Origin of the sequence: Nocardioides sp. GCM10028917 (assembly GCF_042666175.1) — a bacterium.
In the GTDB taxonomy this organism is placed as follows: domain Bacteria; phylum Actinomycetota; class Actinomycetes; order Propionibacteriales; family Nocardioidaceae; genus Nocardioides.
Genome location: NZ_JBHTFL010000015.1, coordinates 1 through 25539 on the forward strand (window position 1 = coordinate 1; position 25539 = coordinate 25539).

23 protein-coding genes and 1 riboswitch are annotated in these 25539 nt (G+C 72.3%); of the genes, 15 read left to right on the plus strand and 8 right to left on the minus strand.

Annotated features, from left to right (window positions below; genetic code table 11):
* Nucleotides 1–60: 60 nt before the first annotated feature.
* Both ACFQW6_RS22800 and ACFQW6_RS22805 read right to left on the minus strand, forming a co-directional pair.
* Complete coding sequence (locus ACFQW6_RS22800; RefSeq protein ID WP_378550983.1) at nt 61–384, minus strand: hypothetical protein; 324 nt, start codon at nt 382–384, stop codon at nt 61–63.
* Between the two features lie 11 nt (nt 385–395).
* Nucleotides 396–1625, minus strand: a complete 1230-nt coding sequence (locus tag ACFQW6_RS22805) for a PspC domain-containing protein (protein ID WP_378550985.1) — start codon at nt 1623–1625, stop codon at nt 396–398.
* Between the two features lie 143 nt (nt 1626–1768).
* Between ACFQW6_RS22805 and ACFQW6_RS22810 the strand changes: the two genes are divergently transcribed.
* From ACFQW6_RS22810 to pcrA, 6 genes are all read left to right on the plus strand, one after another.
* On the plus strand, nt 1769–3205 hold the full coding sequence (locus ACFQW6_RS22810) for a PspC domain-containing protein (RefSeq protein WP_378550987.1): 1437 nt from the start codon (nt 1769–1771) through the stop codon (nt 3203–3205).
* Entirely contained in the window at nt 3202–3867 is a 666-nt protein-coding gene (locus ACFQW6_RS22815) for a LuxR C-terminal-related transcriptional regulator (RefSeq protein WP_378550989.1), read from the plus strand. Before ACFQW6_RS22810 ends, ACFQW6_RS22815 begins: the two co-directional genes overlap by 4 nt.
* Before the next feature lie 103 nt (nt 3868–3970).
* Nucleotides 3971–5401 (plus strand): APC family permease, encoded by a 1431-nt coding sequence (locus tag ACFQW6_RS22820; RefSeq protein ID WP_378550991.1) that lies wholly within the window; start codon nt 3971–3973, stop codon nt 5399–5401.
* On the plus strand, nt 5401–5862 hold the full coding sequence (locus ACFQW6_RS22825; RefSeq protein ID WP_378550993.1) for a universal stress protein: 462 nt from the start codon (nt 5401–5403) through the stop codon (nt 5860–5862). The genes ACFQW6_RS22820 and ACFQW6_RS22825 overlap by 1 nt, the downstream gene beginning before the upstream one ends.
* Nucleotides 5863–5891: 29 nt before the next feature.
* Nucleotides 5892–6245: a hypothetical protein gene (locus ACFQW6_RS22830; RefSeq protein WP_378550995.1), complete on the plus strand. Its 354-nt coding sequence runs from the start codon at nt 5892–5894 to the stop codon at nt 6243–6245.
* 56 nt (nt 6246–6301) lie between these two features.
* On the plus strand, nt 6302–8683 hold the full coding sequence (pcrA, locus tag ACFQW6_RS22835; RefSeq protein WP_378550997.1) for a DNA helicase PcrA: 2382 nt from the start codon (nt 6302–6304) through the stop codon (nt 8681–8683).
* Nucleotides 8684–9345: 662 nt separating this feature from the next.
* Here the strand turns inward: pcrA and ACFQW6_RS22840 are convergent.
* Both ACFQW6_RS22840 and ACFQW6_RS22845 read right to left on the minus strand, forming a co-directional pair.
* Nucleotides 9346–10113 carry a M23 family metallopeptidase gene (locus ACFQW6_RS22840; RefSeq protein ID WP_378550999.1) on the minus strand — a complete coding sequence of 256 codons (768 nt, stop codon included), beginning with the start codon at nt 10111–10113 and terminating at the stop codon, nt 9346–9348.
* Nucleotides 10114–10332: 219 nt separating this feature from the next.
* On the minus strand, nt 10333–11679 hold the full coding sequence (locus ACFQW6_RS22845) for a cryptochrome/photolyase family protein (protein WP_378551001.1): 1347 nt from the start codon (nt 11677–11679) through the stop codon (nt 10333–10335).
* 130 nt (nt 11680–11809) lie between these two features.
* Here ACFQW6_RS22845 and sucC point away from each other — a divergent pair, with 130 nt between their 5' ends.
* Both sucC and sucD read left to right on the plus strand, forming a co-directional pair.
* Nucleotides 11810–12979, plus strand: coding sequence for an ADP-forming succinate--CoA ligase subunit beta (gene sucC, locus ACFQW6_RS22850; RefSeq protein ID WP_378551003.1), 1170 nt, complete (start codon nt 11810–11812; stop codon nt 12977–12979).
* 17 nt (nt 12980–12996) lie between these two features.
* On the plus strand, nt 12997–13878 hold the full coding sequence (gene sucD / locus ACFQW6_RS22855; RefSeq protein ID WP_378551005.1) for a succinate--CoA ligase subunit alpha: 882 nt from the start codon (nt 12997–12999) through the stop codon (nt 13876–13878).
* A 3-nt stretch (nt 13879–13881) separates the two neighbouring features.
* On the opposite strand, the gene ACFQW6_RS22860 is transcribed toward sucD, so the two are convergent.
* From ACFQW6_RS22860 to ACFQW6_RS22870, 3 genes are read right to left on the minus strand one after another with little or no spacing between them, the layout of a single operon-like run.
* Entirely contained in the window at nt 13882–14106 is a 225-nt protein-coding gene (locus ACFQW6_RS22860) for a hypothetical protein (protein WP_378551007.1), read from the minus strand.
* A gap of 4 nt (nt 14107–14110) precedes the next feature.
* Nucleotides 14111–15529: a hypothetical protein gene (locus tag ACFQW6_RS22865; RefSeq protein WP_378551009.1), complete on the minus strand. Its 1419-nt coding sequence runs from the start codon at nt 15527–15529 to the stop codon at nt 14111–14113.
* Nucleotides 15530–15582: 53 nt separating this feature from the next.
* Complete coding sequence (locus tag ACFQW6_RS22870; RefSeq protein ID WP_378551011.1) at nt 15583–17481, minus strand: hypothetical protein; 1899 nt, start codon at nt 17479–17481, stop codon at nt 15583–15585.
* Between the two features lie 121 nt (nt 17482–17602).
* On the opposite strand from ACFQW6_RS22870, the gene ACFQW6_RS22875 reads away from it, so the two are divergent.
* The 6 genes from ACFQW6_RS22875 (at nt 17603) to ACFQW6_RS22900 (ending at nt 23652) form a co-directional block, all read left to right on the plus strand.
* Nucleotides 17603–18874 (plus strand): DUF6350 family protein, encoded by a 1272-nt coding sequence (locus tag ACFQW6_RS22875; RefSeq protein WP_378551013.1) that lies wholly within the window; start codon nt 17603–17605, stop codon nt 18872–18874.
* Nucleotides 18875–18877: 3 nt separating this feature from the next.
* Nucleotides 18878–20068, plus strand: a complete 1191-nt coding sequence (locus tag ACFQW6_RS22880) for a YibE/F family protein (RefSeq protein ID WP_378551015.1) — start codon at nt 18878–18880, stop codon at nt 20066–20068.
* 10 nt (nt 20069–20078) lie between these two features.
* Nucleotides 20079–20696, plus strand: a complete 618-nt coding sequence (gene purN, locus ACFQW6_RS22885; protein WP_378551017.1) for a phosphoribosylglycinamide formyltransferase — start codon at nt 20079–20081, stop codon at nt 20694–20696.
* Between the two features lie 2 nt (nt 20697–20698).
* Nucleotides 20699–20775: riboswitch (ZMP/ZTP riboswitch) on the plus strand.
* Between the two features lie 36 nt (nt 20776–20811).
* Nucleotides 20812–22392 carry a bifunctional phosphoribosylaminoimidazolecarboxamide formyltransferase/IMP cyclohydrolase gene (gene purH, locus ACFQW6_RS22890; RefSeq protein ID WP_378551019.1) on the plus strand — a complete coding sequence of 527 codons (1581 nt, stop codon included), beginning with the start codon at nt 20812–20814 and terminating at the stop codon, nt 22390–22392.
* 23 nt (nt 22393–22415) lie between these two features.
* A complete protein-coding gene (locus ACFQW6_RS22895) occupies nt 22416–23264 on the plus strand; it encodes a bifunctional methylenetetrahydrofolate dehydrogenase/methenyltetrahydrofolate cyclohydrolase (protein ID WP_378551021.1) in 849 nt (282 codons plus the stop codon).
* 1 nt (nt 23265) lies between these two features.
* A complete protein-coding gene (locus ACFQW6_RS22900; RefSeq protein ID WP_378551023.1) occupies nt 23266–23652 on the plus strand; it encodes a DUF3017 domain-containing protein in 387 nt (128 codons plus the stop codon).
* A 46-nt stretch (nt 23653–23698) separates the two neighbouring features.
* Here ACFQW6_RS22900 and ACFQW6_RS22905 read toward each other — a convergent pair whose 3' ends face one another.
* Complete coding sequence (locus ACFQW6_RS22905; protein ID WP_378551025.1) at nt 23699–24685, minus strand: malate dehydrogenase; 987 nt, start codon at nt 24683–24685, stop codon at nt 23699–23701.
* A 107-nt stretch (nt 24686–24792) separates the two neighbouring features.
* On the opposite strand from ACFQW6_RS22905, the gene ACFQW6_RS22910 reads away from it, so the two are divergent.
* Nucleotides 24793–25479 carry a hypothetical protein gene (locus ACFQW6_RS22910; protein WP_378551027.1) on the plus strand — a complete coding sequence of 229 codons (687 nt, stop codon included), beginning with the start codon at nt 24793–24795 and terminating at the stop codon, nt 25477–25479.
* Nucleotides 25480–25539 lie beyond the last annotated feature (60 nt).

A 25539-nucleotide genomic window follows, 5' to 3' on the forward strand; every position in this document is an offset into this window, starting at 1 on the left:
CACCGGCATCGGAGGCCTCGTCCCCGCCGACCGCGTTCACAACGTCACGGGGAACTACAGCTAGCCGCCGTACGACTGCCGGCGCCCCGGCCAGACCGTGGCCGCCAGTCCGGCGGCACCGGCCGCGAGCCACGGGATCGGCAGCAGCCAGCGGAGCTCCGAGGTGTCGACGACGTCGCCCTGGACGAGCGCCCACACCAGCACCATGCCGGCGAACGCGACGCCCATCACGAGGTGCCCGATGTTGACCGGGTGCAGGCCGGACGGCTTGTCCGGTGCGTCGAGCGGACCGGTCATCGGCTCGTCGTACGTCGTTCCGTAGCTGGTGTCGTAGCTGGTGTCGTAGCCGTAGAGGTCGGAGTAGTCGTTCTCGTTGTCAGTCATGGCAGTGCTCCTCAGGCCGCTTCGCGGACGACGATCTCGCCGCCGACCAGGTCGATGGTGATGGACATGTCCGGGACGTCGTCGCCGCCGTCGAGGGACCCGTTCTGCGTGATGTCGAAGCCGTCGCTCTGCTGGCCGAAGACGTCGCTGGTGCCTCCGACGACCCCGGTGCGGACGTCGACGTCCACCCCGTCGGGGACGACGACCTCGATCCGTCCGCCGACCGCGTCGATCGTGATGTCGCGACCGTCGAGCCCCTCGACGTCGGAGACGTCGGACAGGTCCAGGCTGAAGCGACCGCCGCCGAACTCGTAGGCCTCCTGGACCTCGTCGGCGCTGGTCGGGGCGTAGGAGCGGTTCTCCTCGCCGACGCTGCTGCCGACGGTCGCCCCGGCCGTGGCGATCGCCGCGACGAGGCCCACGAGGATCAGGCCGCCGGCGCGACCCCAGAAGGAGCCGATGACGAGCACGAGCGCGGTGATGCCGAGCGCGAGGGCGGGGTAGGCGCTGTCCGCGACCGCCACGCCGGCCAGGTCGACCACGCCGAGGACGCCCTCGGCCAGCGCGATCAGCGCGAGCGTGAACCAGAACAGGATCGGGCCGCGCTTGCGTGGGTTGCGCGGTCGCCGCGGCTGGTCGTACGTGCCCCACGGCGCTGCCGGGGGGTAGCCCGTCCCGGGCGCGTGGGCGGGGTCGTACGCGGTGCCGTAGCCGGCCGTGTAGTCCGCGGTGGGGTCCGAGGTGGCGTCGGGCACGAGCTGGTCGCCGTACGCCGGCGGTGCGGTGCCGCCCGACCGCTGCTGCTTGCGGTGGAGGAACCACACGACGAGTGCGACGCCGATCGCCAGCGGCCACGGGAACCAGAAGGCGCCGGCCCAGTCGCCGAGCGCGGCGAGCAGCGCGAGCACGCCCACGCCGGCGAGGGCGATCGTGCGGCTGCGCTGGTCGAGGCCGAGCGGCTCGTCCGCGGTGCCCTCCTCGGGCACCAGGATCCAGGCAGCGACGTAGAGGAGCAGGCCGGCTCCACCGAAGAACGTCGCGACCACGAGGGCGACGCGGACGATGATGGGGTCGATGTCGAGGTGGCGGGCGATGCCGCCGGCGACGCCGGCCACGTGCCGGTCGGTGACGCTGCGGCGCAGGCGGCCGAGGTCCTTCATCTCGTCGCGGGTGACCCGAGGGCCCGACGGAGGCGGGGTGCCCGGGGTGGGCTGCTCGGTGGAGGGGCTGGCGTTGTCCATGCCCCAACTCTCCTCGGCGGGGTCGCCCCGCACCATCGGGGACAGCCCTGATCCGGGCCGGGTCCACTGGGGTCCGGGTCAGGGTCGCCTCGGGGTCAGTCCTCATGGTCGGGGGCCTGCGCGCCTGAGACGATGGATGCACGATGAGCCACACGCCCCCCGCACACCCGGCCGCACACCCGGCCGCACACCCGGCCGCCCGCCCGGCCGCCCGACCGACGCGCCCGGGTGCGCCGCGTCGCGCCTACCGCGACATCTCGGCGCCGATCGCCGGCGGCGTCGCGGCCGGTCTCGCCCGGCACCTCGCGGTGCCGGTGCTGTGGGTCCGCGGCTTCTTCGTGGCCACCGCCTTCCTCGGCGGCTTCGGGCTCATGCTGTACGCCGGCCTGTGGATGTTCCTGCCCGGCGACCAGCACTTCGACGTCGGCGCGCCCGGCCTCGAGAGCGCGACGCGCACCGGAAAGCGCCCCGGGCGCCGCTCGCGGCTGCGTGACGCGGGACCGGCGATCGCCCTGGGGGCCCTGTTCTTCGGCGTCGTCCTCGGCGTCGAGGGGATCTTCGGCCAGGGGGTGCTCTTCTGGCCGGTCGTCCTCGGCGTCGCGGGCATCGGCCTGCTGTGGCGCCAGGCCGACGAGGCCCAGCGCGAGCGCTGGATCGACTCCTCCGGGCGCATCGACCCGTTCCGCGCGATCTTCGGCAACGGCGGGTGGGCCGCCTACGCCCGGATCGCCGCGGGCCTCGGCCTGATCGTCACCGCCCTCATCGTCTTCGCCGTCGCCGCCGGCCAGGCAACCTTCGCGGTGCCGGTGCTGGTCGCGGGCCTGCTGGGGCTGCTCGGTCTCGCCATCGTCGTCGGCCCGTGGGCACTGCGGCTGGTGAGCGACCTCGGCGCCGAGCGGGCCGAGCGCGTGCGCACCCAGGAGCGCGCCGACATGGCCGCGCACCTGCACGACTCGGTGCTGCAGACCCTCGCCCTGATCCAGAAGAACGCCCACGACGCCACCACGGTCGCCCGCCTCGCGCGGTCGCAGGAGCGCGACCTGCGCCAGTGGCTGTTCGAGGCCGACACGGCCGACGCGACGACCCTGGCGGGCGCGCTCAAGGAGATGGCGGCCGACGTCGAGTCGCAGCACCCGGTGGTCGTCGACGTCGTCACCGTCGGCGACTGCGACCTCGACGAGTCGCTGCGGCCCCTCGTGCTCGCCGCACGCGAGGCCGTCGTCAACGTCGCCAAGCACGCCGGGACGCAACGCGCCGACGTCTACGCCGAGACCACCGGGGGAGCGGTCGACGTGTTCGTCCGCGACCGCGGCGCCGGCTTCGACCTCGGCGGCGTCGCGGGCGACCGCCACGGCGTCCGCAACAGCATCGTCGACCGGATGGCACGCCACGGCGGCAGCGCGGACGTACGCTCGGCTCCCGGCGAGGGCACCGAGGTCCGCCTCCACATGCCGCGCACCGGGCACCACGAGTCACGCCACGAGTCCCAGCACGAGTCCCAGCACGAGTCCCACCACGAGTCCCACCACGAGTCCCACCACGAGTCCCACGACGAGTCCCACCACGAGGAGACCCCATGACCCAGGCCAGCCCCGAGCGTCCCGTGCGGGTCGTCCTGGTCGACGACCACGCGATGTTCCGCGCCGGGGTCCGCGCCGAGCTCGCCGCCACCGGCGCAGGTGTGGTCGAGGTCGTCGGCGAGGCGGCCGACGCCGATGCCGCCATCGCCGTCGTGCGGGAGCAGCAGCCGCAGGTCGTCCTGCTCGACGTGCACCTGCCCGGCGGGGGCGGGGTGGAGGTCATGCGCCGCCAGCCCTCCCCCGACACGCTCTACCTCGCCCTGTCGGTGTCCGACGCCGCCGAGGACGTCATCGGCACCATCCGCGGTGGCGCGCGCGGCTACGTCACCAAGACGATCACCGGCCCCGAGCTCGTCGATGCGATCACCCGCGTCGCCGGGGGGGACGCGGTGTTCTCGCCGCGGCTGGCCGGCTTCGTGCTCGACGCCTTCGCCGGGTCGATCGACGTCGCCGCCGTCGACGAGGACCTCGACCGGCTCACCGAGCGCGAGCGCGAGGTGATGCGCCTGATCGCCCGCGGCTACGCGTACAAGGAGGTCGCGAAGGAGCTCTTCATCTCGGTCAAGACCGTCGAGACGCACATGTCGTCGGTGCTCCGCAAGCTCCAGCTCTCGAGTCGTCACGAGCTGACGAAGTGGGCCTCCGACCGACGTCTGCTCTGAGGCGCGAACCGCGCCCCGACGGGTGGGCGACGATTGACAACGCCGCGCGGAACCGGTGAGGTCGGGGCACATCCCCACCCCACTCGGAAGTGAGGGCCGCGCCGTGGCCGACAGCACTGCAACCGTCCCGCCGAGTACCGAAGACGACGGCGGGCTGAAGAGGTCCATCACCGGGGTGCAGCTGTTCTTCTACACCTTGGGCGACGTCCTCGGGTCGGGCATCTATGTGCTCATCGGACTGGTCGCCGCCGCGGTCGGTGGGGCCTTCTGGATCGCCTTCGCCGCCGGCGTCACGGTCGCAGCGATCACCGGGGCGGCGTACGCCGAGCTGGTGACCAAGTACCCCCAGGCGGCGGGCTCCTCCCTCTACGTCCAGAAGGCCTTCGGCAACAAGGCCCTGACCTTCCTGGTGACCGTGTCCTTCCTGTCGGCGAGCTTCGCTGCCTCGGGTTCCCTCGCGGCGGGATTCGCGTCGTACTTCGGCGAGCTCTTCGAGGGCGGCGGACCGCCGGCGCTGCTCGTCTCGCTCGTCTTCGTCGCCGTGCTGGTGCTGATCAACTACATCGGCATCACCGAGTCGGTCGTGATGAACATGCTGATGACCTTCATCGAGCTCAGCGGCCTGGTCATCGTGATGATCATCGCGATCTACTACATCGCCCAGGGCAACGCGGACTTCGGGACGCTCACCGACATCAGCGTCTCCGGCAACCCGGCGCTCGCCGTGCTCGCCGGCGTGGCGCTCTCCTTCTTCGCCATGACGGGCTTCGAGAACACCGCCAACGTGGCCGAGGAGACGATCGACCCCTACAAGGCCTTCCCGCGCTCCCTCATCGGCGGAATGGTCGTGGCCGGCGTCGTCTACGTGCTGGTCTCGATGGCTGCCGCGCTGACGGTGCCGGTCGACAAGCTGGCGGAGTCCGACGTGGCCCTGCTCGAGGTCGTCAAGCAGGGCATCCTCCCCTTCTCCACCGACCTGATGGAGACGATCTTCACGATCATCGCGCTCGTGGCGATCACCAACACCACCCTCGTCACCCTGGTGACGCAGCCCCGCATCCTCTACGGGATGGCTCGTGAGGACGTGGTCCCGGGCGTCTTCGCCAAGGTCCACCCGACCCGGCGGAGCCCGTGGGTCGGACTGCTGTTCAGCGGTCTGGTCGTGGGCGGTCTGCTGGTCACGGGCACGCTGGTGACCGCCGCCGGGGGCTCGCTCGACATCGTGGAGCGGCTGGCCCTCGTGACCGTGGTCTTCCTGCTCGCGATCTACGCCCTCGTGATCGTGACCTGCCTCAAGCTGCGCGGCCGGGACGAGGACGACCGCGCCTTCCGGGCCAGCACGCCGCTGCTCGTCGTCGGGCTGATCGGCAACCTCGCGATCCTCTACTACGCCGTCTACGACGACCCGAGCTCGCTGTGGTGGTGCGCCGGACTTCTCGCCGTGGGGGTCGTCCTCTACCTCGCCGAGCAGCTCTTCGGCAGCAGGTCCGAGCCGCGGCCTGGCACGGTCTCGGCCACCGACAAGGAGATCTGATGCACGTCATCGTCGCCACGGACGGCTCGAAGCAGTCGCTCGCCGCCGCCAAGCACCTCAAGTCCTTCGCGGACCCGTCCAAGGTGACCGAGATCTCCGTGGTCGCGGTGATCCGGCCGCTGGCGTCGGTGGCCTTCGCCGACGAGGTGTCCGAGGGGTCCGACAAGTGGCCGACCGGCTCCTTCCGGGAGGCCGCCGAGAACGCCGTCGAGACCATCGCCAAGGTCTTCGAGGGCTGGGGACCCAAGGTCAACAAGCGGGTCCGCAGCGGCTCGGCGGCCAACGAGATCATCAAGGCCGCCAAGCAGTACGACGCGGGGCTGGTCGTGGTCGCGGCGGGCGGGCGCGGGCTCAGCGACGCGGTCCTCGTCGGCAGCACCGCCCAGCGCGTGCAGCACTACGCACCCTGCCCGGTGCTCGTCGTACGCCCTGCGCCCAAGCCGAGGAAGCGCCGCTCCTGATCGTCGGGCCGGCTCACTAGGGTGTCCGCATGGAGACCCTGCGGCTGGTGCTGCTCTTCGTCCACATCCTCGGTTACGCCGCCCTCCTCGGAGGCCTCCTCGTGCAGGTGCGGGACGACACGAAGACCGTGAACCCGCTGATGCGTGACGGCGCCGGTACGGCCTTCCTCGCAGGCCTGCTGCTCGTCGGGGTGCTCGAGAACCTGGGCTCGCCCGACCACGCCAAGATCGGCGTGAAGTTCGCCATCGGCCTGGTGATCCTGGTGCTCGTGATGGTCAACATGCGCAAGCCGAGCATCCCGCAGGGCCTCTACTTCGGCCTGCTGGCGCTGACGATCGCCAACATCGCGGTGGCGGTGTTCTGGTCGCCCGTGCACGCCTGACCAGCTCCGACCGGGCCCGACCGGCTGTCGCACCCGGCGCATAGGCTGGGGCCGACATGAGCCCCACTGACGCACCGGCCGACCAGGCCCTCTTCGAGCACCGCGACCACCCGCTCCTCGACGGGCTCAACGAGCCCCAGCGGGCCGCCGTGACGCACGCCGGCGCCCCGCTGCTGGTGGTCGCCGGCGCCGGATCGGGCAAGACCCGGGTCCTGACGCGTCGCATCGCCTGGCTGATCAACGAGCGCAAGGCACACCCGGGATCGATCCTGGCGATCACCTTCACCAACAAGGCCGCGGCCGAGATGAAGGAGCGCGTCGAGGCCCTCGTCGGCAAGCGTGCGCGGATCATGTGGGTCTCGACCTTCCACTCCGCCTGCGTCCGGATCCTCCGCAAGGAGATCGACCGGGTCGGCTTCAAGTCCAACTTCTCGATCTACGACGCGGCCGACTCCAAGCGGCTGATGACGCTCGTGCTGCGCGACCTCGAGCTCGACCCGAAGAAGTACCAGCCCAACGCGGTGCTCCACTGGGTCTCCGACCAGAAGAACGAGCTGCGCGACGCGGAGGACGCCGCCAAGGAGGCGCGCAACTCCTTCGAGGAGGCGTATGCCAAGGCGTTCAGCAACTACCAGCGCCGGCTGCGCGAGGCCAACGCGCTCGACTTCGACGACCTCATCATGACCACGGTGCACCTGCTGCAGGCCTTCCCGGACGTGCGGGAGAACTACCGCCGCCGGTTCCGCCACGTGCTCGTCGACGAGTACCAGGACACCAACCATGCTCAGTACAGCCTGATCCAGCAGCTGTGCGGCCAGTCCCTGGAGGAGCAGGGCGCGGAGGTCGTCGAGCCGAGCGAGCTGATGGTCGTCGGTGACGCCGACCAGTCCATCTACGCCTTCCGGGGCGCCGACATCCGCAACATCATGGACTTCGAGCAGGACTTCCCCGACGCCACCACGATCCTGCTCGAGCAGAACTACCGCTCGACGCAGACCATCCTGTCCGCCGCCAACTCCGTCATCGGCAACAACCGCGGGCGCAAGCCCAAGCGGCTGTGGACCGACGCGGGGGAGGGCGAGCGGATCGTCGGCTACGTCTCCGACGACGAGCACGACGAGGCCCGCTTCGTCAGCGAGGAGATCGACAAGCTGACCGACGACGCCGGCGTACGCCCCGCCGACGTCGCCGTCTTCTACCGCACCAACGCCCAGTCACGCGTCTTCGAGGAGGTGTTCATCCGCACCGGCCAGCCCTACAAGGTCGTCGGTGGGGTGCGCTTCTACGAGCGCAAGGAGGTCCGCGACGCGCTGGCCTACCTCCGGATGCTGGTCAACACCGCCGACGAGATCTCGCTGCGACGGGTGCTCAACACCCCCAAGCGCGGCATCGGCGAGCGGGCCGAGGCCTGCATCGCCGCCCTCGCCGACCGCGACCGGGTCACCTTCTGGGAGGCGCTGACGCGGGCAGCCGACGCGCCGGGCCTGGCCACGCGCAGCCTGAAGAACATCGAGTCGTTCGTCGCGATCGTGCAGGAGCTTCAGTCGATGGTCGAGGCCGACGAGCGCCCCGACGTCATCCTCGAGTCCGTGCTCGAGCGCACGGGCTACCTCGCCGAGCTCGAGGCGAGCGACGACCCCCAGGACGGCACCCGCGTGGAGAACCTCGCCGAGCTCGTCGCGGTCGCCCGTGAGTTCGCCGAGGACCCGCAGCCGGGGCCGAGCGCCGACCCGGCCGAGGTCGAGGCCGGCACCGTGGCCGTCGGCCTCGGTGACTTCCTCGAGCGCGTCGCCCTGGTCGCGGACGCGGACCAGATCCCCGACTCCCCGGACGGGGACGACTCCGGGGTGGTCACGTTGATGACCCTCCACACGGCCAAGGGACTCGAGTTCCCGGTCGTCTTCCTCACCGGCCTCGAGGACGGCGTCTTCCCCCACCAGCGCTCGCTCGGTGACCAGCCCGAGCTCGAGGAGGAGCGCCGGCTCGCCTACGTCGGCCTCACCCGCGCGCAGCAGCGCCTCTACATCTCCCGCGCCCTCGTCCGCTCCGCATGGGGCGCGCCCAGTCACAACCCGGCGAGCCGCTTCCTCGACGAGCTCCCGGTCGACCTCGTCGACTGGCGGCGCACTGCCGCGGAGCAGACCCGCTGGGGCCGCAGCGACCTGAGCGGCGGCTCCACGCGCCTCGGCACCCCCACCGACGCCGGACGCCGCAACTTCAGCTCCGCCGCCCTCCGCGCCGACGCGGCCTCCAAGGCCAAGCCCGCTCGCGAGATCCCGAGCCTCTCCCCGGGCGACCGGGTGGTCCACGACTCCTTCGGCATGGGCACCGTCGTCGCCGTCGAGGGCGTGGCCGAGAAGTCCGTGGCGTCCATCGACTTCGGCTCCGAGGGCGTCAAGCGCCTCCTCCTGCGCTACGCGCCGGTCGAGAAGCTCTAGGCCGCGCACCGACGTACGACCCGCCCGTGAGCGGTGCGTGAGGGGGATTTGACCCGTCCGCGACCCTCCTCAGCACCGCTGGGCGCGCGTCGGCGTACGACCCGCCCGTGAGCGGTGCGTGAGGGGGATTTGACCCGTCCGGGACCCTCCTCAGCCACCGCTGGGCGCGCGTCGGCGTACGACGCGCCGGTGAGCGGTGTGTGAGGGGCATTCCGCCGTCCGGGGACCCTCCTCAGGCACCGCTGACGGCGGGTCGGCGTACGACGCGCCGGTGAGCGGTGTGTGAGGGGCACTCCGCCGTCCGGGGACCCTCCTCAGGCACCGCTGACGGCGGGTCGGCGTACGACGCGCCGGTGAGCGGTGTGTGAGGGGCACTCCGCCGTCCGGGGACCCTCCTCAGGCACCGCTGAGGCGTGTCGGCGTACGACGCGCCGGTGGGCGGTGCGTCAGGCGGATTCTGGCGGCTCGGAATGCTCCTCAGCCACCGCTCGCCCTGGGTGGAGGAGCGTGTCGCTCTCCGCGGCTTTGCAGGCTCGCGGGTCGCTCGACTCAGGTGGTCGGGGCATCCATCAGAGATCTCGATACGCGCTTGCGACTTCGTTCCTCAGTCGCTGCGCGCTGCTCGATCGTCCGTGACGACGACGCGGCTGGCGCCGCCTCGGTCACGGAACGATGCCGTGCTCGACGAAGGCCTGGAACGGGTCGACCGGGCCGCCGCCGCCGGGGCGGACCTCGAGGTGGAGGTGGGAGCCGGTGACGTTGCCGGTCGCGCCGACCGTGCCGATGATCTCGCCGCCGTTGACGCTGTCGCCGACGGAGACGTAGATCGCGGTCTGGTGGCAGTACCAGATCTCGGTGCCGTCATCGAGGGTGACGACGGTCTTGTTGCCGTACGCGCCGTCGTAGCCGGTCTCGGTGACGGTGCCGTTGGCGACGGAGAGGATCTTGTCACCGCTGTTGGCGTTGAAGTCGAGGCCGGTGTGGTAGCTGGCCCAGAGGCCGTACTGACCGAAGGTGGCGGTGATGCCGTAGCTGGCGAGGGGGAGAACCCACTTGTTCTCCTTGATCTTCGCCGCCTGCTTCTCCGCGGCCCGGCGCATCTCCTCGAGCTTGGCGGCGCGCTCGGCCATCTGCTTCTCGGCGAGCGCGACGAGCTCGGGGTCGGTCTCCTCGCTGCCCGAGTCGCGGGTGTGGCCGCGGCTCACGACGACGCCGCGGCGGGAGATGGCCTGGCCGGCGACCGAGCCGATGGCCTGCGTGGCCCCGACGGCGGAGCCGGTCGAGGCGAGCGCGGTGACGCCCGAGCCGGACGCGGTGACGGCACCGCCGGCGGAGACCGCCAGCACGGCGACACCGGCCACCAGGGGCAGGGACGGGAGCCGGACCAGGGAGCGTCGCGGCGGCGTGGAGGCACGTCGCTTGCCGCTCACGGGTACAGCCGTAGCCGAGGTGCGTCGCTGGGGAGCGCGCTCCGCTCGGTGGTTGCCCATGAAGGAGTTACCAATCTGCCGGGTCGTCAGGGGGGTCGGGTCGGCAAGACCGCGCACGACTGTAACGGAAGGATCACGGGAAAGTGCAACCCTCGACCAAATAAGTTCATGTACCCAGCTGGGCGGCCGATAAACGGACGCGGCGAGGTGACACAGGACTCAGCCGCGCGCCGCCTGGTAGCGCTCGAGCGCCTCCCTGCGCTCGTCGGCGTGGTCGACGATGCGCAGCGGGTAGTCCCGCTCGTAGCCCACGTCGGACTTCCACGGCTCGTGGGCCGCCTTGCCCGGCAGGTGCTCCAGCTCGGGCACCCAGCGGCGTACGTAGTCGCCCTGCGGGTCGAACTTGAGCCCCTGCGTCACCGGGTTGAACACCCGGAAGTAGGGCGAGGCGTCGGTCCCGGTGCCGGCCACCCACTGCCACCCGTGGTTGTTCGAGGCCACGTCGCCGTCGATCAGCAGGTCGAGGAAGTGCCGCGCCCCGATGGGCCACCACACGTGCAGGTCCTTGGTGAGGAAGGAGGCGGTGATCATCCGCACCCGGTTGTGCATCCACCCGGTGTGCATCAGCTGGCGCATCCCGGCGTCGACGATCGGGTAGCCGGTGGTGCCGGTGCGCCACGCCTCGATCGCGTCGTCGGGATCGTCGTACCTCATCCCCTCCAGTGCGGGCTTGAGGTCCGACCACGCCGACGACGGCGCGTGCCAGAGCACGTCGGCGTAGAAGTCGCGCCACGCCAGCTCGGTGGCGTACGTCGACGTGGGCGGGACCTCCGCGAGGAGCGAGCGCGGGTGGAGCACCCCGAGGTGGAGGTAGGGCGAGAGTCGCGAGGTGCCGTCGTGGTCGGGGCGGTTGCGCTCGTCCCGGTAGTCCCGCAGACCCTCGTCGCGGAAGGACCGCCAGCGGCGCCAGGCCGCGTCCTCACCGGCGCCGGGCAGCTCGAACGGCGCCTCGGCCACCGCTTCTGCCAGCAGGTCCAGCGCACGCTGGTCGGAGTCGGCCGGCTCGAGGGCGGGCGAACGGGGCGCAGGGGCGGGCTCCGACCAGCCGTGCTCACGCCAGGCGCGGGCGAAGGCGCTGAACACCTGGTAGGGGCCCCCGCTGCCGTTGCGGACCAGCCCCGGCCCCACGGCGTACGGCGACCCGGTCGCAGCGAGCTCGACCTGCTCGGCCACGGCCGCGTCGCGGCGCCGGCCGTACGGCGTCGTCTCGGCGGCGACGTGCACCCGTCGGCCGTCGGCCACCTGCGGCACGACCTCGCGCGGGTCGCCGTGGCGGATGGTCAGCGGGATGCTGTCGGCGAGCGAGAGCACGTTGGCGGCCAGCCACGCCCGGCGGGCCGGTCCCGCCGTGGACCAGATGGCCGGGTCGACCACGAACAGTGCGGCCGCCGACCCCCCGTCGAGCGCGGCGAGGAGCGCCGGGTTGTCGCGCACCCGCAGGTCGCGACGGAACCACATCACCGCTGAGTTCGAGCCCCGGTTCGAGCCTTGTCTGGGGATGGACATGCTCCTCAACCTAGCCGGGGCGTGAGCACCACCACGCTCACCCGACCTCGCCCGACCCCGCTCGGAGGTCTAGGGTGCCGAGAGGGATTTCCCCCGCACTGTTCGCAGACGAAAAGGACTGGTCACTCTCGTGGACCTGATGGAGTTTCAGGCGAAGGAGCTCTTCGCCAAGCATGGAGTAGCGACCACCCTGGGTGTCGTCGCCGAGACCCCGGAGGCCGCGCGAGCCGCCGCCGAGGAGATGGGCGGCGTGACCGTCGTCAAGGCCCAGGTCAAGGCCGGGGGTCGAGGCAAGGCCGGCGGTGTGAAGATCGCGAAGACCGCTGACGAGGCCGAGTCCTACGCCCGCGACATCATCGGCATGGAGATCAAGGGCCTGCGCGTCAACCGTGTCCTGGTGACGCCGGCGACCCCACCGGTGGAGGAGTACTACTTCTCCTTCCTGCTCGACCGCTCCAACCGCTCGCACCTGTGCATCGCATCGGTCGAGGGCGGCGTGGAGATCGAGGAGGTCGCCAAGACCAACCCCGACGCCGTCAAGCAGATCCGCATCGACGCCCTCGAGGGCGTCACGCCGGAGAAGGCCGCCGCGATCGTGGACGAGGCCAAGTTCCCCGCCGCGCTGCGCGACCAGGCCATCGAGATGGTCCAGCAGCTGTGGAAGGTCTACGTCGAGGAGGACGCCACCCTCGTCGAGGTCAACCCGCTCGCGCGCCTGGAGGGCGACAAGCTCGAGGCGCTCGACGGCAAGGTGTCGCTCGACGACAACGCGTCCGAGGTGCGTCACCCCGACCACGCGCAGTTCGAGATCCGCGAGGAGGCCGACGCGCTGGAGTCGAAGGCCAAGGACAAGGGCCTCAACTACGTCAAGCTCGACGGCCAGGTCGGCATCATCGGCAACGGCGCGGGCCTCGTGATGAGCACCCTGGACGTCGTTGCGTACGCCGGTGAGGCGCACGGCGGCGTCAAGCCCGCCAACTTCCTCGACATCGGCGGCGGCGCCAACGCGCAGGTGATGGCCGACGGCCTCGACGTGATCCTCCACGACGAGCAGGTCAAGAGCGTCTTCGTCAACGTCTTCGGTGGCATCACCGCCTGCGACGAGGTCGCCAACGGCATCAAGGGCGCGCTCGAGATCCTCGGCGACGAGGCCTCCAAGCCCCTCGTCGTCCGCCTCGACGGCAACAACGTCGAGGAGGGTCGTCGCATCCTCGACGAGCTCAACCACCCGCTGGTCACCCAGGTCGACACGATGGACGGCGCGGCCGACAAGGCCGCCGAGCTCGCCCACCAGGCCTGAGAGAGAGAACTGAACAGATGAGCATCTACCTCAACAAGGACTCCAAGATCATCGTCCAGGGCATGACGGGCGGCATGGGTGCCAAGCACACCACCCTCATGGTCGAGTCGGGCGCCAACATCATCGGCGGTGTGAACGCCCGCAAGGCGGGCACGAAGGTCGAGCTCGGCGGCAAGGAGCTCCCCGTCTTCGGCACCGTCGAGGAGGCCATGAAGGAGACCGGCGCCAACGTGTCCGTCGCCTTCGTGCCGCCGGCGTTCACCAAGGACGCCTGCATCGAGGCCATCGACGCCGAGATCCCGCTCCTCGTGGTGATCACCGAGGGCGTCCCGGTCCTCGACACCGCCGAGGTCGTCGCCTACCTCGACGGCAAGTCCACCCGCATGATCGGCCCCAACTGCCCCGGCATCATCACGCCGGAGGAGTCGCTGGCCGGCATCACCCCGCACACCATCGCGGGCAAGGGCCCGATCGGCCTCGTGTCGAAGTCGGGCACGCTGACCTACCAGATGATGTACGAGCTGAAGGACTTCGGCTTCACCACCGCGATCGGCATCGGCGGTGACCCGATCATCGGCACCACCCACATCGACGCGCTCGAGGCCTTCGAGAACGACCCGGAGACCAAGGCGATCGTGATGATCGGCGAGATCGGCGGCGACGCCGAGGAGCGGGCCGCGGCCTACATCAAGGAGCACGTGACCAAGCCGGTCGTCGGCTACGTCGCCGGCTTCACCGCTCCCGAGGGCAAGACGATGGGCCACGCCGGTGCCATCGTGTCGGGATCCTCGGGTACCGCCCAGGCGAAGAAGGAGGCCCTCGAGGCCGCCGGGGTCAAGGTCGGCAAGACGCCGTCGGAGACCGCTGAGCTGATGCGGGCCGTCCTCCAGGAGATCTGACCCTCAGGCGCTCTGGTCCAGAGCACCTTCCAGACGGCCTCGCAGGTCCACCTGCGGGGCCGTCGTGGATCTCGCGTGCCGGTCGTGGCGCGTGGGCGGGTGGGCCTCCCACAGCAGCCGCCACACGACGTGGGCGCCGAGCAGGCGCACCGGCGCGATGGCCGTGAGCCGTCTCGGCGACGGCAGGGTCGGGCAGGCCGAGCTGGCCAGCGTCGATGGAATGGACATGGTTCTAGCACCCCGTTTTCGTGAACGCGCACATCGACCGGACGATCTGGTTGGTGGTCCCCGTGACCTCATCGGCCTGTCGGTCCAGCGACGCGAGCGTGCCCTCACCGTATGTCTGGACCATCAGTCGTGCCGAACCGACACGGGTGACCTGGAAGATCGAGCTGCCGAGCCCGTCGTCGTACGTCAGGCCCATCGTCACCGTGTCGTGGCCGGTGTCGCGCGACAGGACGGTCCACACCTGGTGGGCGGAGCGCCGGCAGTCCCGGGCGGCCCGTCGGACCGCCGTCATGGCCTCCACTGCCGCGTCGGCGTCGGCGTGGACGACGAGCTCGCGCCCGTCGAGGTACTCCGGGCCGAGCACGGAGGAGTAGAGGTGGCGGGTGCCGGCCGCGCCCGCGGCAGGCCAGACGGCGCGGCCGCACATCTCGACGGGGTCCATGCCCACGTCGTCCGTGGGAGGAGTGACGTCGTCGTCACCGCCGTCCTCGGGAAGGCCGACGTCGAGCGGGAAGTCCGCCGGGATCACTGCCGGGACAGCTGCCGGCTCGCTGGGTCCGGTGGGCTCAGGGGTCACGGGTGTCCCGGTCGGGTCGGTCGTCGGGGTCGCTGACGGCGAGGGCGGCGCCGATGAGCGAGCCGAGGGAGACGGCGACGGGGGAGACGCCGTGGCGGCGGACGGGGTCTCGGTCGGGGTCCCGGTGGAGGCTGGTGTGGACGTCGGGAGCTCGCCGAACATCGCCAGCGCCTCGACCGTGCTGCGCAGCGGCCCGACGGTCGCGTCGACGGCGTCCCGGGCGCGCTCGCGGGTCCACTGCCCGTACGTCGACGTGACGAGGAGCGCGGCGCCGACGGGCACGACGTGCACGATGGTCGCACCCGTGCCGGGCTCGCCGTCGAAGCTGTAGGTCTGCAGGAGGGTGGTGGCCGGCCCGGGACCGAACGGCGACGCCAGCACCTCGGTGCGGGTCTCCATGTCGCGGCTGGCGTCGGGCTCGGCGCAGTCCGCGACGAGGCCGGCCAGGCGGTCGGCGAGGCGACGGGCGTCGTCGGGGGCCCCGAGGACCAGCAGCTCGCGGGTGTCGGCGGACTCGCCGCCGCTGTTGTCGGCGACCATCCGGTCCCGGGTGCCCAGTCCGCGCAGCGGGGAAGTGCCGCACAGCTCGAGGTCACGCAGGCCGGTGCCGCTCCGTGAGGTCGGGACGGTGTCGGCGGGACCGGCCATGCCCGAGGACAGCGGGAAGTCGTCGGGGATCGCGGTGCCCAGGCTCGCCCCGTCGCTCGCCGACGTGACCGAGCCGTCCGGCGAGCCGTCCGGCGAGCCACCCGTCGTCGGTCCGCCCGCCGACTGGTCCCCGCACCCGGCGGCGAGGGCGAGGGTGCAGGCCAGCGCGGCGGCGACGAGCCGTGCGCGGTACCTCATGCCCGGTGAGACACCCTCCGGGGCAAAAAGGTTGTCTCAGCCCCGGTCCGGGCTCAGCGGGAGGGGTCGAGCGGTCCGAGCCGCTCCGCCACGCGCCGGGCGAGGGCGACGAAGTCGGGGCGCGACATCGTCATGGTGCGGTCGGGGGCGAAGCCGAGCTGGGACACGGCGCCGCCGTCGCGCACGATCGCCATCAGGAACGGGAACGACTGGCTGTCGTTGATCTCGAAGGTCAGCGCCCACACGCTCAGGTCGCCGGACCTCGAGGACGACGAGGCCAGCTGGGTCACGTCGGTGCCGAGGTTGGCCTGGCCGCACTGGCGGATGCGGTCGCGGACCTGGTCGACGAAGGTGCCGGCCCGGTCCGGCTTCATCGCGCCCACCGTCTGGGTGAGGCCGAGCTGGTTCGCCTTCGGCGTCTCGGGGAAGAGGAACGTGCGGGTCAGGGCCTTGCTGATGCCCTTGTCCTGAAAGGTGGTCCGGTCGCAGCGGGTGGCGGCGTAGTTGTTGCGCGCCCGCTCGGGCTCCGTGCCGACCCAGGGCCCGCGGACGGCGGCGACCGGCGGCAGGTCGACCACCGAGAGCAGCCCCGGGGGCGTGCCGATCCCGAGAGGCGGGATGACGCGGTCGCGGGCGCGCCCGGCGCAGGCGCCGGCACCCTCGGACCCGCAGACGCCGTTGACGGCTGCGGCGAGCCCGGTCAGCACCGCCTTGTCGGGGACCGCCCGGCCGCGGCTGCGCACGACCTGGGTGATCACGAGGCTGCCGGTGCGGGCCGTGCCGACGGCGAGGGTGGCCGGGTCCTTGCCCCAGGACCGCAGCCGGAACACGCGTGCCTCGTCGCCGACGCGCTTCACCGTGCGGGTGCCCATGAGCTGGGTCCGCGGGTCGATGCATCCGGCGAACCACAGTGACGCGGTCTCGAAGCCCTGCGCCGCCTGGCGCTCGTTGCGCGACATCTCGACCATCTGGACGGCGGTCGACCGCACGTCGGTGACCTCTCGCTCGCGCGTGCGCCGGCGCTCGCCCTTGCCGACCTTCTTCCGCTCGACGCGGGTCTCGGCGCCCTCCCAGGTGCGGGCGAGGGCGGTGACGCCGTCGGGATCGGCGAACCGCTCGCGCTGGCACGGCGCCAGCAGGCCGTCGCCGTCGAGGTTGTCGGTGGTGGCGGTCTCGGTCCAGTCGAGCCCGGGCCCGTACCGCGTGAGCTGGGCGGGGGAGAGGAGCGAGTCGGCGCTGATCATCTCCGCGCCCACCTCGTCGTCGACCGGTGCGTGCACCGTGACCCCGGGCGTGGCCTTCTCCTCGCTGAGGCTCGTGGGCTCGGCCCCGGCGCCGGTGGCGACCAGGGAGCCGGAGGCCAGGAGGGCGGCGGTGGCGAGGCCGGCCCCGATCACGGTGTGGGTGCGACGCCGGGCAGCACCGGAGCGACGGATGACGGTGGCGCGGGGCCAGCGGATGTCCTCGAGCGGGCCGTTGAGGGCGTGCAGCAGCCGCGGGATGTCGGTGGTCGGGGCGTCACGGTGCAGTGAGAACTGCGAGCTCGCGGTCTGGAGCTCGCGCTCGGCGTCGGCGCGGGGGAGGCCGACGGTGCGGGCCACCTCGCCGAGGGAGAGCGCGGAGATGCCGTTGAGGACGAGCAGCTCCCGCTGCCGCGCGGTCAGCTTGGACAGCGCGTCGAGGGTGCTGCGCACCTCGGGGTCGAGCGACTTGTCGCGGTGCCAGATCCGGGCGGTGTGCCGCCGGCGGGCTCGGCTGAGGGCGAGGGGGCGGACGTAGCCGTCGCGGTCCTCGAGCTGGCCGACCTTGCGCCAGCGGTGCCAGGCGACCACGAAGGCGTCGCGGACGGCGGCCCGCGAGGCGGGCGCGTCGCCGGTGAGGGCGTACGCCTCGTGCAGGAGACGGCTGCGGGTCTCGACGTAGTAGGCGTCGAAGGTCTCGGGGCTCCTCATGACCGCTCCACGGTACGGGAGCAGCCCGTGCGGCGCACATCCCTGGCCCGGGTCGTCGCGCTCGGGGTGGGCGGCGTGGCAGCACGATCTGCCCCGAGGGTCAGGTGATGATGGGGCGGCCATGACGTCGCTCCTGACCCGACCCGACCACGCGCGGACCGAGGCTGCTCGACCGCGTCCGCTGGTGCTGATCGCGACCCTCGGTGGTGCGCTCGCAGCGCTGGGCCCCCTCGTGGTGCTGCTGGCGGTCGGCGTCATCGGCTGGTTCGCCTCCGACGCCGGCGTCCACGGCGCTCCCCGCGACGGCATGCGGGTGGGCGCCCTCGCCTGGCTGGCCGGCCACGGCTCCGGCGTCACCGTCATGGGGGCCCGGATCACCATCGTCCCGCTCGGCGTCACGGCCGTTGCGGCGTGGTCGATGTGGCGGCTCGGGCACCGTGTCGGTGACGCGGTCTCCGGTCACGGCCCCGACGCCGACCGGATCTCCGACGGCGAGCGCGACTTCACCGTGCCCACCGCCGTCGCCCTGTTCTTCGCGGCGTACGCCGTCGTGGCCGTGGTGGTCGCGACCCTCGCCGCCGGCAGCACGGCCGACCCGTCGTTGCCGCGGGTGCTCGGCTGGACCGTGCTCCTGACGGCGTTCGTCGCCGCCCCGGCCATCGCCATCGGCTCGGGCCGCGCGGCGATCTGGGCGGCCTTCCTCCCCGCCTCGGTCCGGGCCGGCGCGGCGGTCGCCGGCTCGGTGCTCGTGCGGTTGCTGGCCGTCTCCGCCGTGGTCTTCCTCGTCTCCTTCGCCGCCTCCTTCGGTGAGGCCGCCACGATGTCCTCGCGGCTGCACCTCAGCCCGTCGGAGGCCGGCCTGTACGCCCTGGTCAACGCCGCCTACGTCCCCAACGCCGTGCTGTTCGCCGGGTCGTGGCTCCTCGGGCCGGGGTTCGCCGTCGGTGGCGCGACCGTCGTGTCGCCGGGCGCTGTGGTGCTCGGTCCGCTTCCGGTCGTCCCGCTGTTCGCGGCGCTGCCGGCGGTCGGCACGCCTCCCGGCTGGGCGGGCGCCCTCATGGTCCTCGCGCCGCTGGTCGCCGCCGTCTCGGCGTACCGCGTGCTCCGCGGCCGCCTCCTGACCTGGGACCGGATCGCCCTCGCCGGCTGCGGCGGGGGGCTGGCGGCCGGCGTCGGGTTCGCGCTGCTCGCCTCGCTGTCGGGTGGTGCCGCCGGACCGGGTCGCATGCGCTTCGTGGGCCCCTTCACCCGCGACGTCCTGCTCCACTCGGTCACCGCGTGCGGCATCGGTGCGCTCCTCGGCGCATCGGCGTTGGCCTGGTTCGCGTGGCGCGCGGCCCGGTCGGCCGCGCCCGAGGGGGGCCCCGGCCCCGACGCGGCTCCCGAGGACTGATCGGTGGGGGCTGGACACAGCCACGGCGAGCGCCCGTCCCTCGGGCCCGCGCCGCGGCAGATCAGGGTGCTGATGACGGCGCTGGTGGCGCCGCTCGTGCTCGCGACGCTCGTCGGACTCGTCACGCTCTGGCCCGACGGTGACCTGGAGATCAGCGGTCCGGGCGTCGACGTCGAGCGCGGCACCGCCGAGGTGCAGTCGGTCGGCCCGTGCCGCCAGCAGGTCGAGGGGTGCCAGCTCGCCGAGGTCGAGCTGCTCAGCGGTCCGGGCGCCCCCGGCGAGGCGGAGGCGCTGCTGCCCTACGGGTCGCAGGCGCCCGAGGTGGTGGCGGGGGATCGCATCATCGTGTCGTTCACCGAGCAGGCGCCCGACGGCGAGCAGTACGCCTTCCAGGACTTCGACCGCGGCCCGCCCCTGCTCGTGCTGCTGCTCCTCTTCGCCGTGGCCGTGCTCGCGCTGTCGCGCTGGCGCGGCATCGGCGCCCTCGCCAGCCTGGCGTACTCGCTGATCCTCATCGCGGGGTTCACGCTGCCGGCCATCATGGAGGGTGCCTCGCCGCTCCTCGTCGCGGTGACGACCGCGGCGGCCATCATGCTGGTCACGCTCTACCTCTCGCACGGCTTCACCGTCCGCACGACGGTCGCGATGCTCGGGACCCTGGTAGCGCTCCTGGTGATCGGCGGCGTCGGGTGGGTGTTCACCGAGGTCGGCCAGTTCACCGGTCTCGTCGACGAGGGCAGCCAGTACATCTCCGGCATCGCCGCCCAGGTCGACCTCCGCGGGCTGCTGCTCGCCGGCCTGGTCATCGGTGCCCTGGGCGTGCTCGACGACGTCACCGTCACCCAGACGTGGGCGGTGTGGGAGCTCGCCGACGTCGACCCCGACGCCAGCACGCGGTCGCTCTTCACCCGGGCGATGCGCATCGGTCGCTCGCACGCCGCGTCGACCGTCAACACCCTCGTGCTGGCCTACGTCGGCGCCACGCTGCCGCTGATGCTGGTCTTCTCCGCGCTGTCGCTGCCCTTCGGGGTCGCGGTCAGCCAGGAGGTGGTGGCGCAGGAGGTGGTCCGCGGGCTCGTCGGCGGGCTCGGCATCGTCGCCGCGGTGCCGGTGACCACGGCGATCGCGGCGCTGGTCGCCGGCCGCCTCGTGCGCGACCGGACGCCGTCGGGCGCTCCGTCCCACCGCGCCTAGACTTCCGCGCGTGCACCAGCCCACCCGCCTCGTCGTCCTGGTCTCGGGATCCGGCACCAACCTGCAGGCCCTGCTCGATGCCTGCGCCGAGCCGTCGTACGGCGCCCGGGTCGTCGCCGTCGGCGCCGACCGCGAGGACATCGAGGGCCTCGCACGCGCCGAGCGCGCCGGGATCCCGACCTTCGTGCGCCAGGTGTCGGACTTCGAGACCCGCGAGGGGTGGGACGCCTCCCTGACGACGGTGGTCGAGCGCTTCGAGCCCGACCTCGTGGTCTCGGCCGGCTTCATGAAGCTGCTCTCGACCGAGTTCCTCGACCGGTTCCTCACCCTCAACACCCACCCGGCGCTGTGCCCGGCGTTCCCCGGGATGCACGGCCCGCGCGACGCGCTCGAGCACGGCGTCAAGGTCACGGGCGCGACCCTCTTCGTGGTCGACGCGGGCGTCGACACCGGCCCGATCGTCGCGCAGGTTCCTGTGGAGGTGGCGGAGGACGACGACGTCGCGTCGCTCCACGAGCGGATCAAGACCGCCGAGCGCGCGATGCTCGTGGACGCCGTGGGCCGCATCGCCCGCGAGGGGATCGCGGTGGAGGGCCGCCGGGTTCGCATCGGGGCCGAGGGTCGATAGTCTGCGGGCACACGACTGGCGCAGGTGGGTCACCACCAGGGAGTGACGCCGGGACGCATCGAACGCCTGGGTGCCCCCGACTCGAAACCGATCTCGTCCGAGTCCGAGGAGTCCCGTGTCCCCCTCCGCCGCTGAGCACCGCGTCCCGATCCGCCGCGCCCTGGTGTCCGTCTACGACAAGGCCGGGCTCGACGACCTGGTCCGCGGCCTGCACGCCGCCGGTGTCGAGCTCGTCTCCACCGGTGGGTCGGCCGCGCTCATCGAGTCGCTCGGCCTGCCCGTCACCAAGGTCGAGGACCTGACCGGCTTCCCCGAGTGCCTCGACGGCCGGGTCAAGACTCTCCACCCGCGGGTGCACGCCGGGATCCTGGCCGACCGCCGCCTCGACTCCCACGTGGCGCAGCTCGAGGAGCTCGGCGTCGAGCCGTTCGACCTCGTGGTGAGCAACCTCTACCCCTTCACCCAGACCGTCGCCTCGGGCGCCGGCCCCGACGAGTGCGTCGAGCAGATCGACATCGGCGGCCCGTCGATGGTGCGCGCCGCGGCCAAGAACCACCCGAGCGTCGCCATCGTCACCTCGCCCGCGACGTACGACGCCGTGCTGGCCGCCGTCGCCGCCGGCGGGTTCACCCTCGCGGAGCGGCAGCGCCTCGCCGCCGAGGCGTTCGTCCACACCGCGACGTACGACGTCCACGTCGCGTCCTGGATGGGCAACGTGCTCACCGACACCAGCGAGGGTTCCGGCTTCCCGGCGTGGATGGGCGCCACGTGGACGAAGGAGACGGTGCTGCGCTACGGCGAGAACCCGCACCAGTCCGCCGCCCTGTACAGCAACGGCTTCCTGCCCGAGGGCCCCGGTCTCGCCCAGGCCAGGCAGCACCACGGCAAGGAGATGTCCTACAACAACTACGTCGACGCCGACGCGGCCCGCCGGGCGGCGTACGACTTCGACGAGCCGGCCGTGGCGATCATCAAGCACGCCAATCCCTGCGGCATCGCGGTCGGCGACGACGTGGCCGACGCCCACCGCAAGGCCCACGAGTGCGACCCGGTCAGCGCCTTCGGCGGCGTCATCGCCACCAACGTCCCCGTCTCCGTCGCGATGGCCGAGCAGGTGGCCGAGATCTTCACCGAGGTCGTCGTCGCGCCGGCCTACGAGGACGGCGCGATCGAGGCGCTGCAGGCCAAGAAGAACATCCGCATCCTCGAGTGCCCGCCGCTCACCCGCGGTGGTGGCGAGATGCGCGCCATCTCCGGCGGGCTGCTGCTGCAGCACCGTGACGTGATCTCCGCCGAGGGCGACGACCCCTCGACCTGGACCCTCGCCACGGGCGAGGCTGCCTCGCCCGAGGTGCTCGCCGACCTCGTCTTCGCGTGGCGCGCCTGCCGCGCGGTCAAGTCCAACGCGATCCTCCTCGCCGCCGACGGCGCGTCGGTCGGCGTCGGGATGGGGCAGGTCAACCGCGTCGACTCCTGCCGCCTCGCCGTCGAGCGCGCGGGGGAGCGGGCGTCGTCCGCGGTCGCCGCCTCCGACGCGTTCTTCCCCTTCGCCGACGGGCCGCAGATCCTCATCGACGCAGGCGTGAAGGCCATCGTCCAGCCCGGCGGCTCGGTGCGCGACGCCGAGGTCGTCGCGGCCTGCGAGGCCGCCGGTGTGACGATGTACCTCACCGGCGCGCGCCACTTCTTCCACTGATGAGCGGCCCTAGGATGACGCGCGTGACCGCACAGACCCTCGACGGCGCAGCCACGCTGCGGACCATCAAGGCCGAGCTCGCCGAGCGCGTCGCCGCCCTGCGGGAGCGGGGCGTCGTGCCCGGTCTGGGCACCGTGCTCGTGGGCGACGACCCCGGCTCGCACTGGTACGTCGGCGCCAAGCACAAGGACTGCGCGGAGATCGGCATCACCTCGATCCGCCGCGACCTGCCCGCCACGGCCACCCAGGCCGAGGTCGAGTCCGTCATCGACGAGCTCAACGCCGACGACGCGTGCACCGGGTTCATCGTCCAGCAGCCGACCGGGCTCGACGAGTTCGCCCTTCTCTCGCGGGTCGACCCGGACAAGGACGTCGACGGGCTGCACCCGGTCAACCTCGGCAAGCTCGTCCTCGGCGAGGCCGGACCGCTGCCCTGCACCCCGGTCGGCGCCATCGAGCTGCTGCGCCGTCACGGCGTCGAGATCGCCGGCGCCGAGGTGGTGGTCGTGGGCCGGGGCATCACCGTCGGCCGCCCGCTCGGGCTGCTGCTGACCCGGCGCTCCGAGAACGCCACCGTCACGCTGTGCCACACGGGCACCCGCGACCTCGCCGCGCACGTGCGCAGCGCCGACATCGTCGTCGCGGCCGCCGGCGTGCCCGGCATCGTCACCGCCGACATGGTCAAGCCCGGCGCGGCCGTCCTCGACGTCGGCGTCTCGCGCGTCGACGGCAAGGTCACCGGCGACGTGCACCCCGACGTGTGGGACGTGGCGGGGTGGGTCTCGCCCAACCCGAAGGGCGTCGGACCGATGACGCGCGCGATGCTGCTGACCAACATCGTCGAGATCGCCGAGAAGTCCGTCCGGTCCTGACATGGCCGAGCCCGACCACAGCGACCCGCCCGTCGAACCCCCCGAGCCCCCCGAGTCGGTCCCCCCGGTCTCGGCGGAGCCGCCGCCGGAGGACCCCGACGAGCCGCGCCGCTACCCCTCGACGATCGGGGGAGCGTTCTACCTGCTCGTCCTGGGCGTCGTCGCCGCGGCGCTGGTCATCGTGGCGCTCGACCAGTGGCGCATCGGGATGCGGCTGATGGGCGGGGCGTTGATCTTCGCCGCCGCCGTGCGGCTGGTGCTGCGCCGGCGCGACGCCGGCATGCTCGCGGTGCGCCACAAGGTCCTCGACGCGGCGATCCTCATCGTGCTCGGTGGGTCGCTGATCTTCCTCGCGGGCTCCATCCCCGACCAGCCCGGCGGCTTCTAGACAGCACGAAGGGCCGGACCCATCGGGTCCGGCCCTTCGTCGTTGCTCAGATCAGGCCAAGCTCGGTGACGGCCGTGCGCTCGTCGGCGAGCTCGGCGGTCGAGGCGTCGATGCGGGCGCGGGAGAAGTCGTCGATCTCCAGGCCCTCGACGATCGACCAGTCGCCGCCCGAGGTGGTGACCGGGAACGAGGAGATCAGGCCCTCGGGCACGCCGTACTCGCCGTTGGAGACGACAGCCATCGACACCCAGTCGTCCGGCGCCGAGCCGAACAGCCAGTCGCGGGCGGCGTCGATCGTGGCGGACGCGGCCGAGGCGGCCGAGGACGAGCCGCGGGCGTCGATGATCGCGGCGCCGCGCTTGGCGACGGTCGGGATGAAGTCGTTCTCGAGCCACGCCTGGTCCCCGACGAGCTCGGCGGCGTTCCGGCCCTTGACCTCGGCGTGGAAGAGGTCGGGGTACTGGGTGGCGGAGTGGTTGCCCCAGATGGTCATCTTCTTGATGTCGGTGACCTGGGCGCCGGTCTTGGCCGCGAGCTGGCTGATGGCGCGGTTGTGGTCGAGGCGGGTGAGCGCGGAGAAGCGCTCGCGCGGGATGTCGGGCGCGTTGGTCATCGCGATGAGGGCGTTGGTGTTGGCCGGGTTGCCGGTGACACCGATGCGCACGTCGTCGGCCGCGACCGCGTTGAGGGCCTTGCCCTGCGCGGTGAAGATCGCGCCGTTCGCCGAGAGCAGGTCGCCGCGCTCCATGCCGGGGCCGCGCGGACGCGCGCCGACGAGGAGGGCGAGGTTGACGCCGTCGAAGATCTTCTCGGCGTCCGAGCCGATCTGGACGCCGGCGAGGTTCGGGAACGCGCAGTCGTCGAGCTCCATGACGACGCCCTCGAGCGCCTTGAGGGCGGGCTCGATCTCGAGCAGTCGCAGCTCGATCGGGCGGTCCGCGGCCAGCGCGCCGCTGGCGAGGCGGAAGAGCAGGCTGTAGCCGATCTGGCCGGCGGCGCCGGTGACGGCGACCTTGAGGGGTTCGGAGGTCACGGTGGTACTCCTCGTGAGGTGTGCGGAGGCGGGACGTCTGTCCGGCTGACGCTAGCAGCGCCGGATCCGCCGCCGGCCTCTGGTCTACGGCTGGCATGCTGGCGCCCATGACGAGGGGGCTCCGAGGCGTACGCCGTCCGCGCGCGGCGGCTGCACTGGCAGCCGGACTCGTCCTCGGCCTCACCGGGTGCGCCGGCATCGGCCAGCCCGCGCCGTACGACTCGCCGGGCATCAACGGCCTCGTCATCCCGACTCCGACGCCCGCGCCCGCCGACTTCGTGGAAGGTGTCGACAACCCGTGGCTGCCCCTCGCGCCGGGGGCGCGCTGGACGTACGACGTCACCGAGGGCGCAGGCACGCGCGGTCGCATCGACGTCGACGTGCTGGACGACACGGTGCCGGTCGCGGGCCTGGAGGCCACGGCGGTGCGGACCACGACGGCCCTCGGTGGCGGCACGACGAGCGTCGAGACGAACCTCTACGCGCAGGACGGGGCCGGCAACGTCTGGCTGGTCGGCGCGGACTCCGAGGACGCGTCCTGGCGCGCTGGTGAGGACGGCGCAGAGGCGGGGCTCGCGATGCCCGCCGACCCGCGGCTCGGCGACGGCTGGCTGTCGTACGACGTCCCAGGCCTGCCGCGCCCGAGCGCGACCATCGAGGACCAGTCCAGCGAGCTGGTGCAGCTGCGCAACGAGGCCGGCACCACGAGCCGCACGGTGCACGAGAAGGGTGTCGGCCTCGTGGGGCTCGAGGACCTCGATGCCGGCTGGACCGCCCAGCTGGTCGAGGGCTAGCTGTAGTTCCCCGTGACGTTGTGAACGCGGTCGGCGGGGACGAGGCCTCCGATGCCGGTG

Excerpts from the sequence above, each read along its gene's own strand:
- ACFQW6_RS22800 (WP_378550983.1), bottom strand. The coding sequence starts at position 384 with ATGACTGACAACGAGAACGACTACTCCGACCTCTACGGCTACGACACC.
- ACFQW6_RS22805 (WP_378550985.1), bottom strand. The coding sequence starts at position 1,625 with ATGGACAACGCCAGCCCCTCCACCGAGCAGCCCACCCCGGGCACCCCG.
- ACFQW6_RS22810 (WP_378550987.1), top strand. The coding sequence starts at position 1,769 with ATGAGCCACACGCCCCCCGCACACCCGGCCGCACACCCGGCCGCACAC.
- ACFQW6_RS22815 (WP_378550989.1), top strand. The coding sequence starts at position 3,202 with ATGACCCAGGCCAGCCCCGAGCGTCCCGTGCGGGTCGTCCTGGTCGAC.
- ACFQW6_RS22825 (WP_378550993.1), top strand. The coding sequence starts at position 5,401 with ATGCACGTCATCGTCGCCACGGACGGCTCGAAGCAGTCGCTCGCCGCC.
- ACFQW6_RS22830 (WP_378550995.1), top strand. The coding sequence starts at position 5,892 with ATGGAGACCCTGCGGCTGGTGCTGCTCTTCGTCCACATCCTCGGTTAC.
- pcrA (WP_378550997.1), top strand. The coding sequence starts at position 6,302 with ATGAGCCCCACTGACGCACCGGCCGACCAGGCCCTCTTCGAGCACCGC.
- ACFQW6_RS22845 (WP_378551001.1), bottom strand. The coding sequence starts at position 11,679 with ATGTCCATCCCCAGACAAGGCTCGAACCGGGGCTCGAACTCAGCGGTG.
- sucD (WP_378551005.1), top strand. The coding sequence starts at position 12,997 with ATGAGCATCTACCTCAACAAGGACTCCAAGATCATCGTCCAGGGCATG.
- ACFQW6_RS22860 (WP_378551007.1), bottom strand. The coding sequence starts at position 14,106 with ATGTCCATTCCATCGACGCTGGCCAGCTCGGCCTGCCCGACCCTGCCG.
- ACFQW6_RS22865 (WP_378551009.1), bottom strand. The coding sequence starts at position 15,529 with ATGAGGTACCGCGCACGGCTCGTCGCCGCCGCGCTGGCCTGCACCCTC.
- ACFQW6_RS22870 (WP_378551011.1), bottom strand. The coding sequence starts at position 17,481 with ATGAGGAGCCCCGAGACCTTCGACGCCTACTACGTCGAGACCCGCAGC.
- ACFQW6_RS22875 (WP_378551013.1), top strand. The coding sequence starts at position 17,603 with ATGACGTCGCTCCTGACCCGACCCGACCACGCGCGGACCGAGGCTGCT.
- ACFQW6_RS22900 (WP_378551023.1), top strand. The coding sequence starts at position 23,266 with ATGGCCGAGCCCGACCACAGCGACCCGCCCGTCGAACCCCCCGAGCCC.
- ACFQW6_RS22910 (WP_378551027.1), top strand. The coding sequence starts at position 24,793 with ATGACGAGGGGGCTCCGAGGCGTACGCCGTCCGCGCGCGGCGGCTGCA.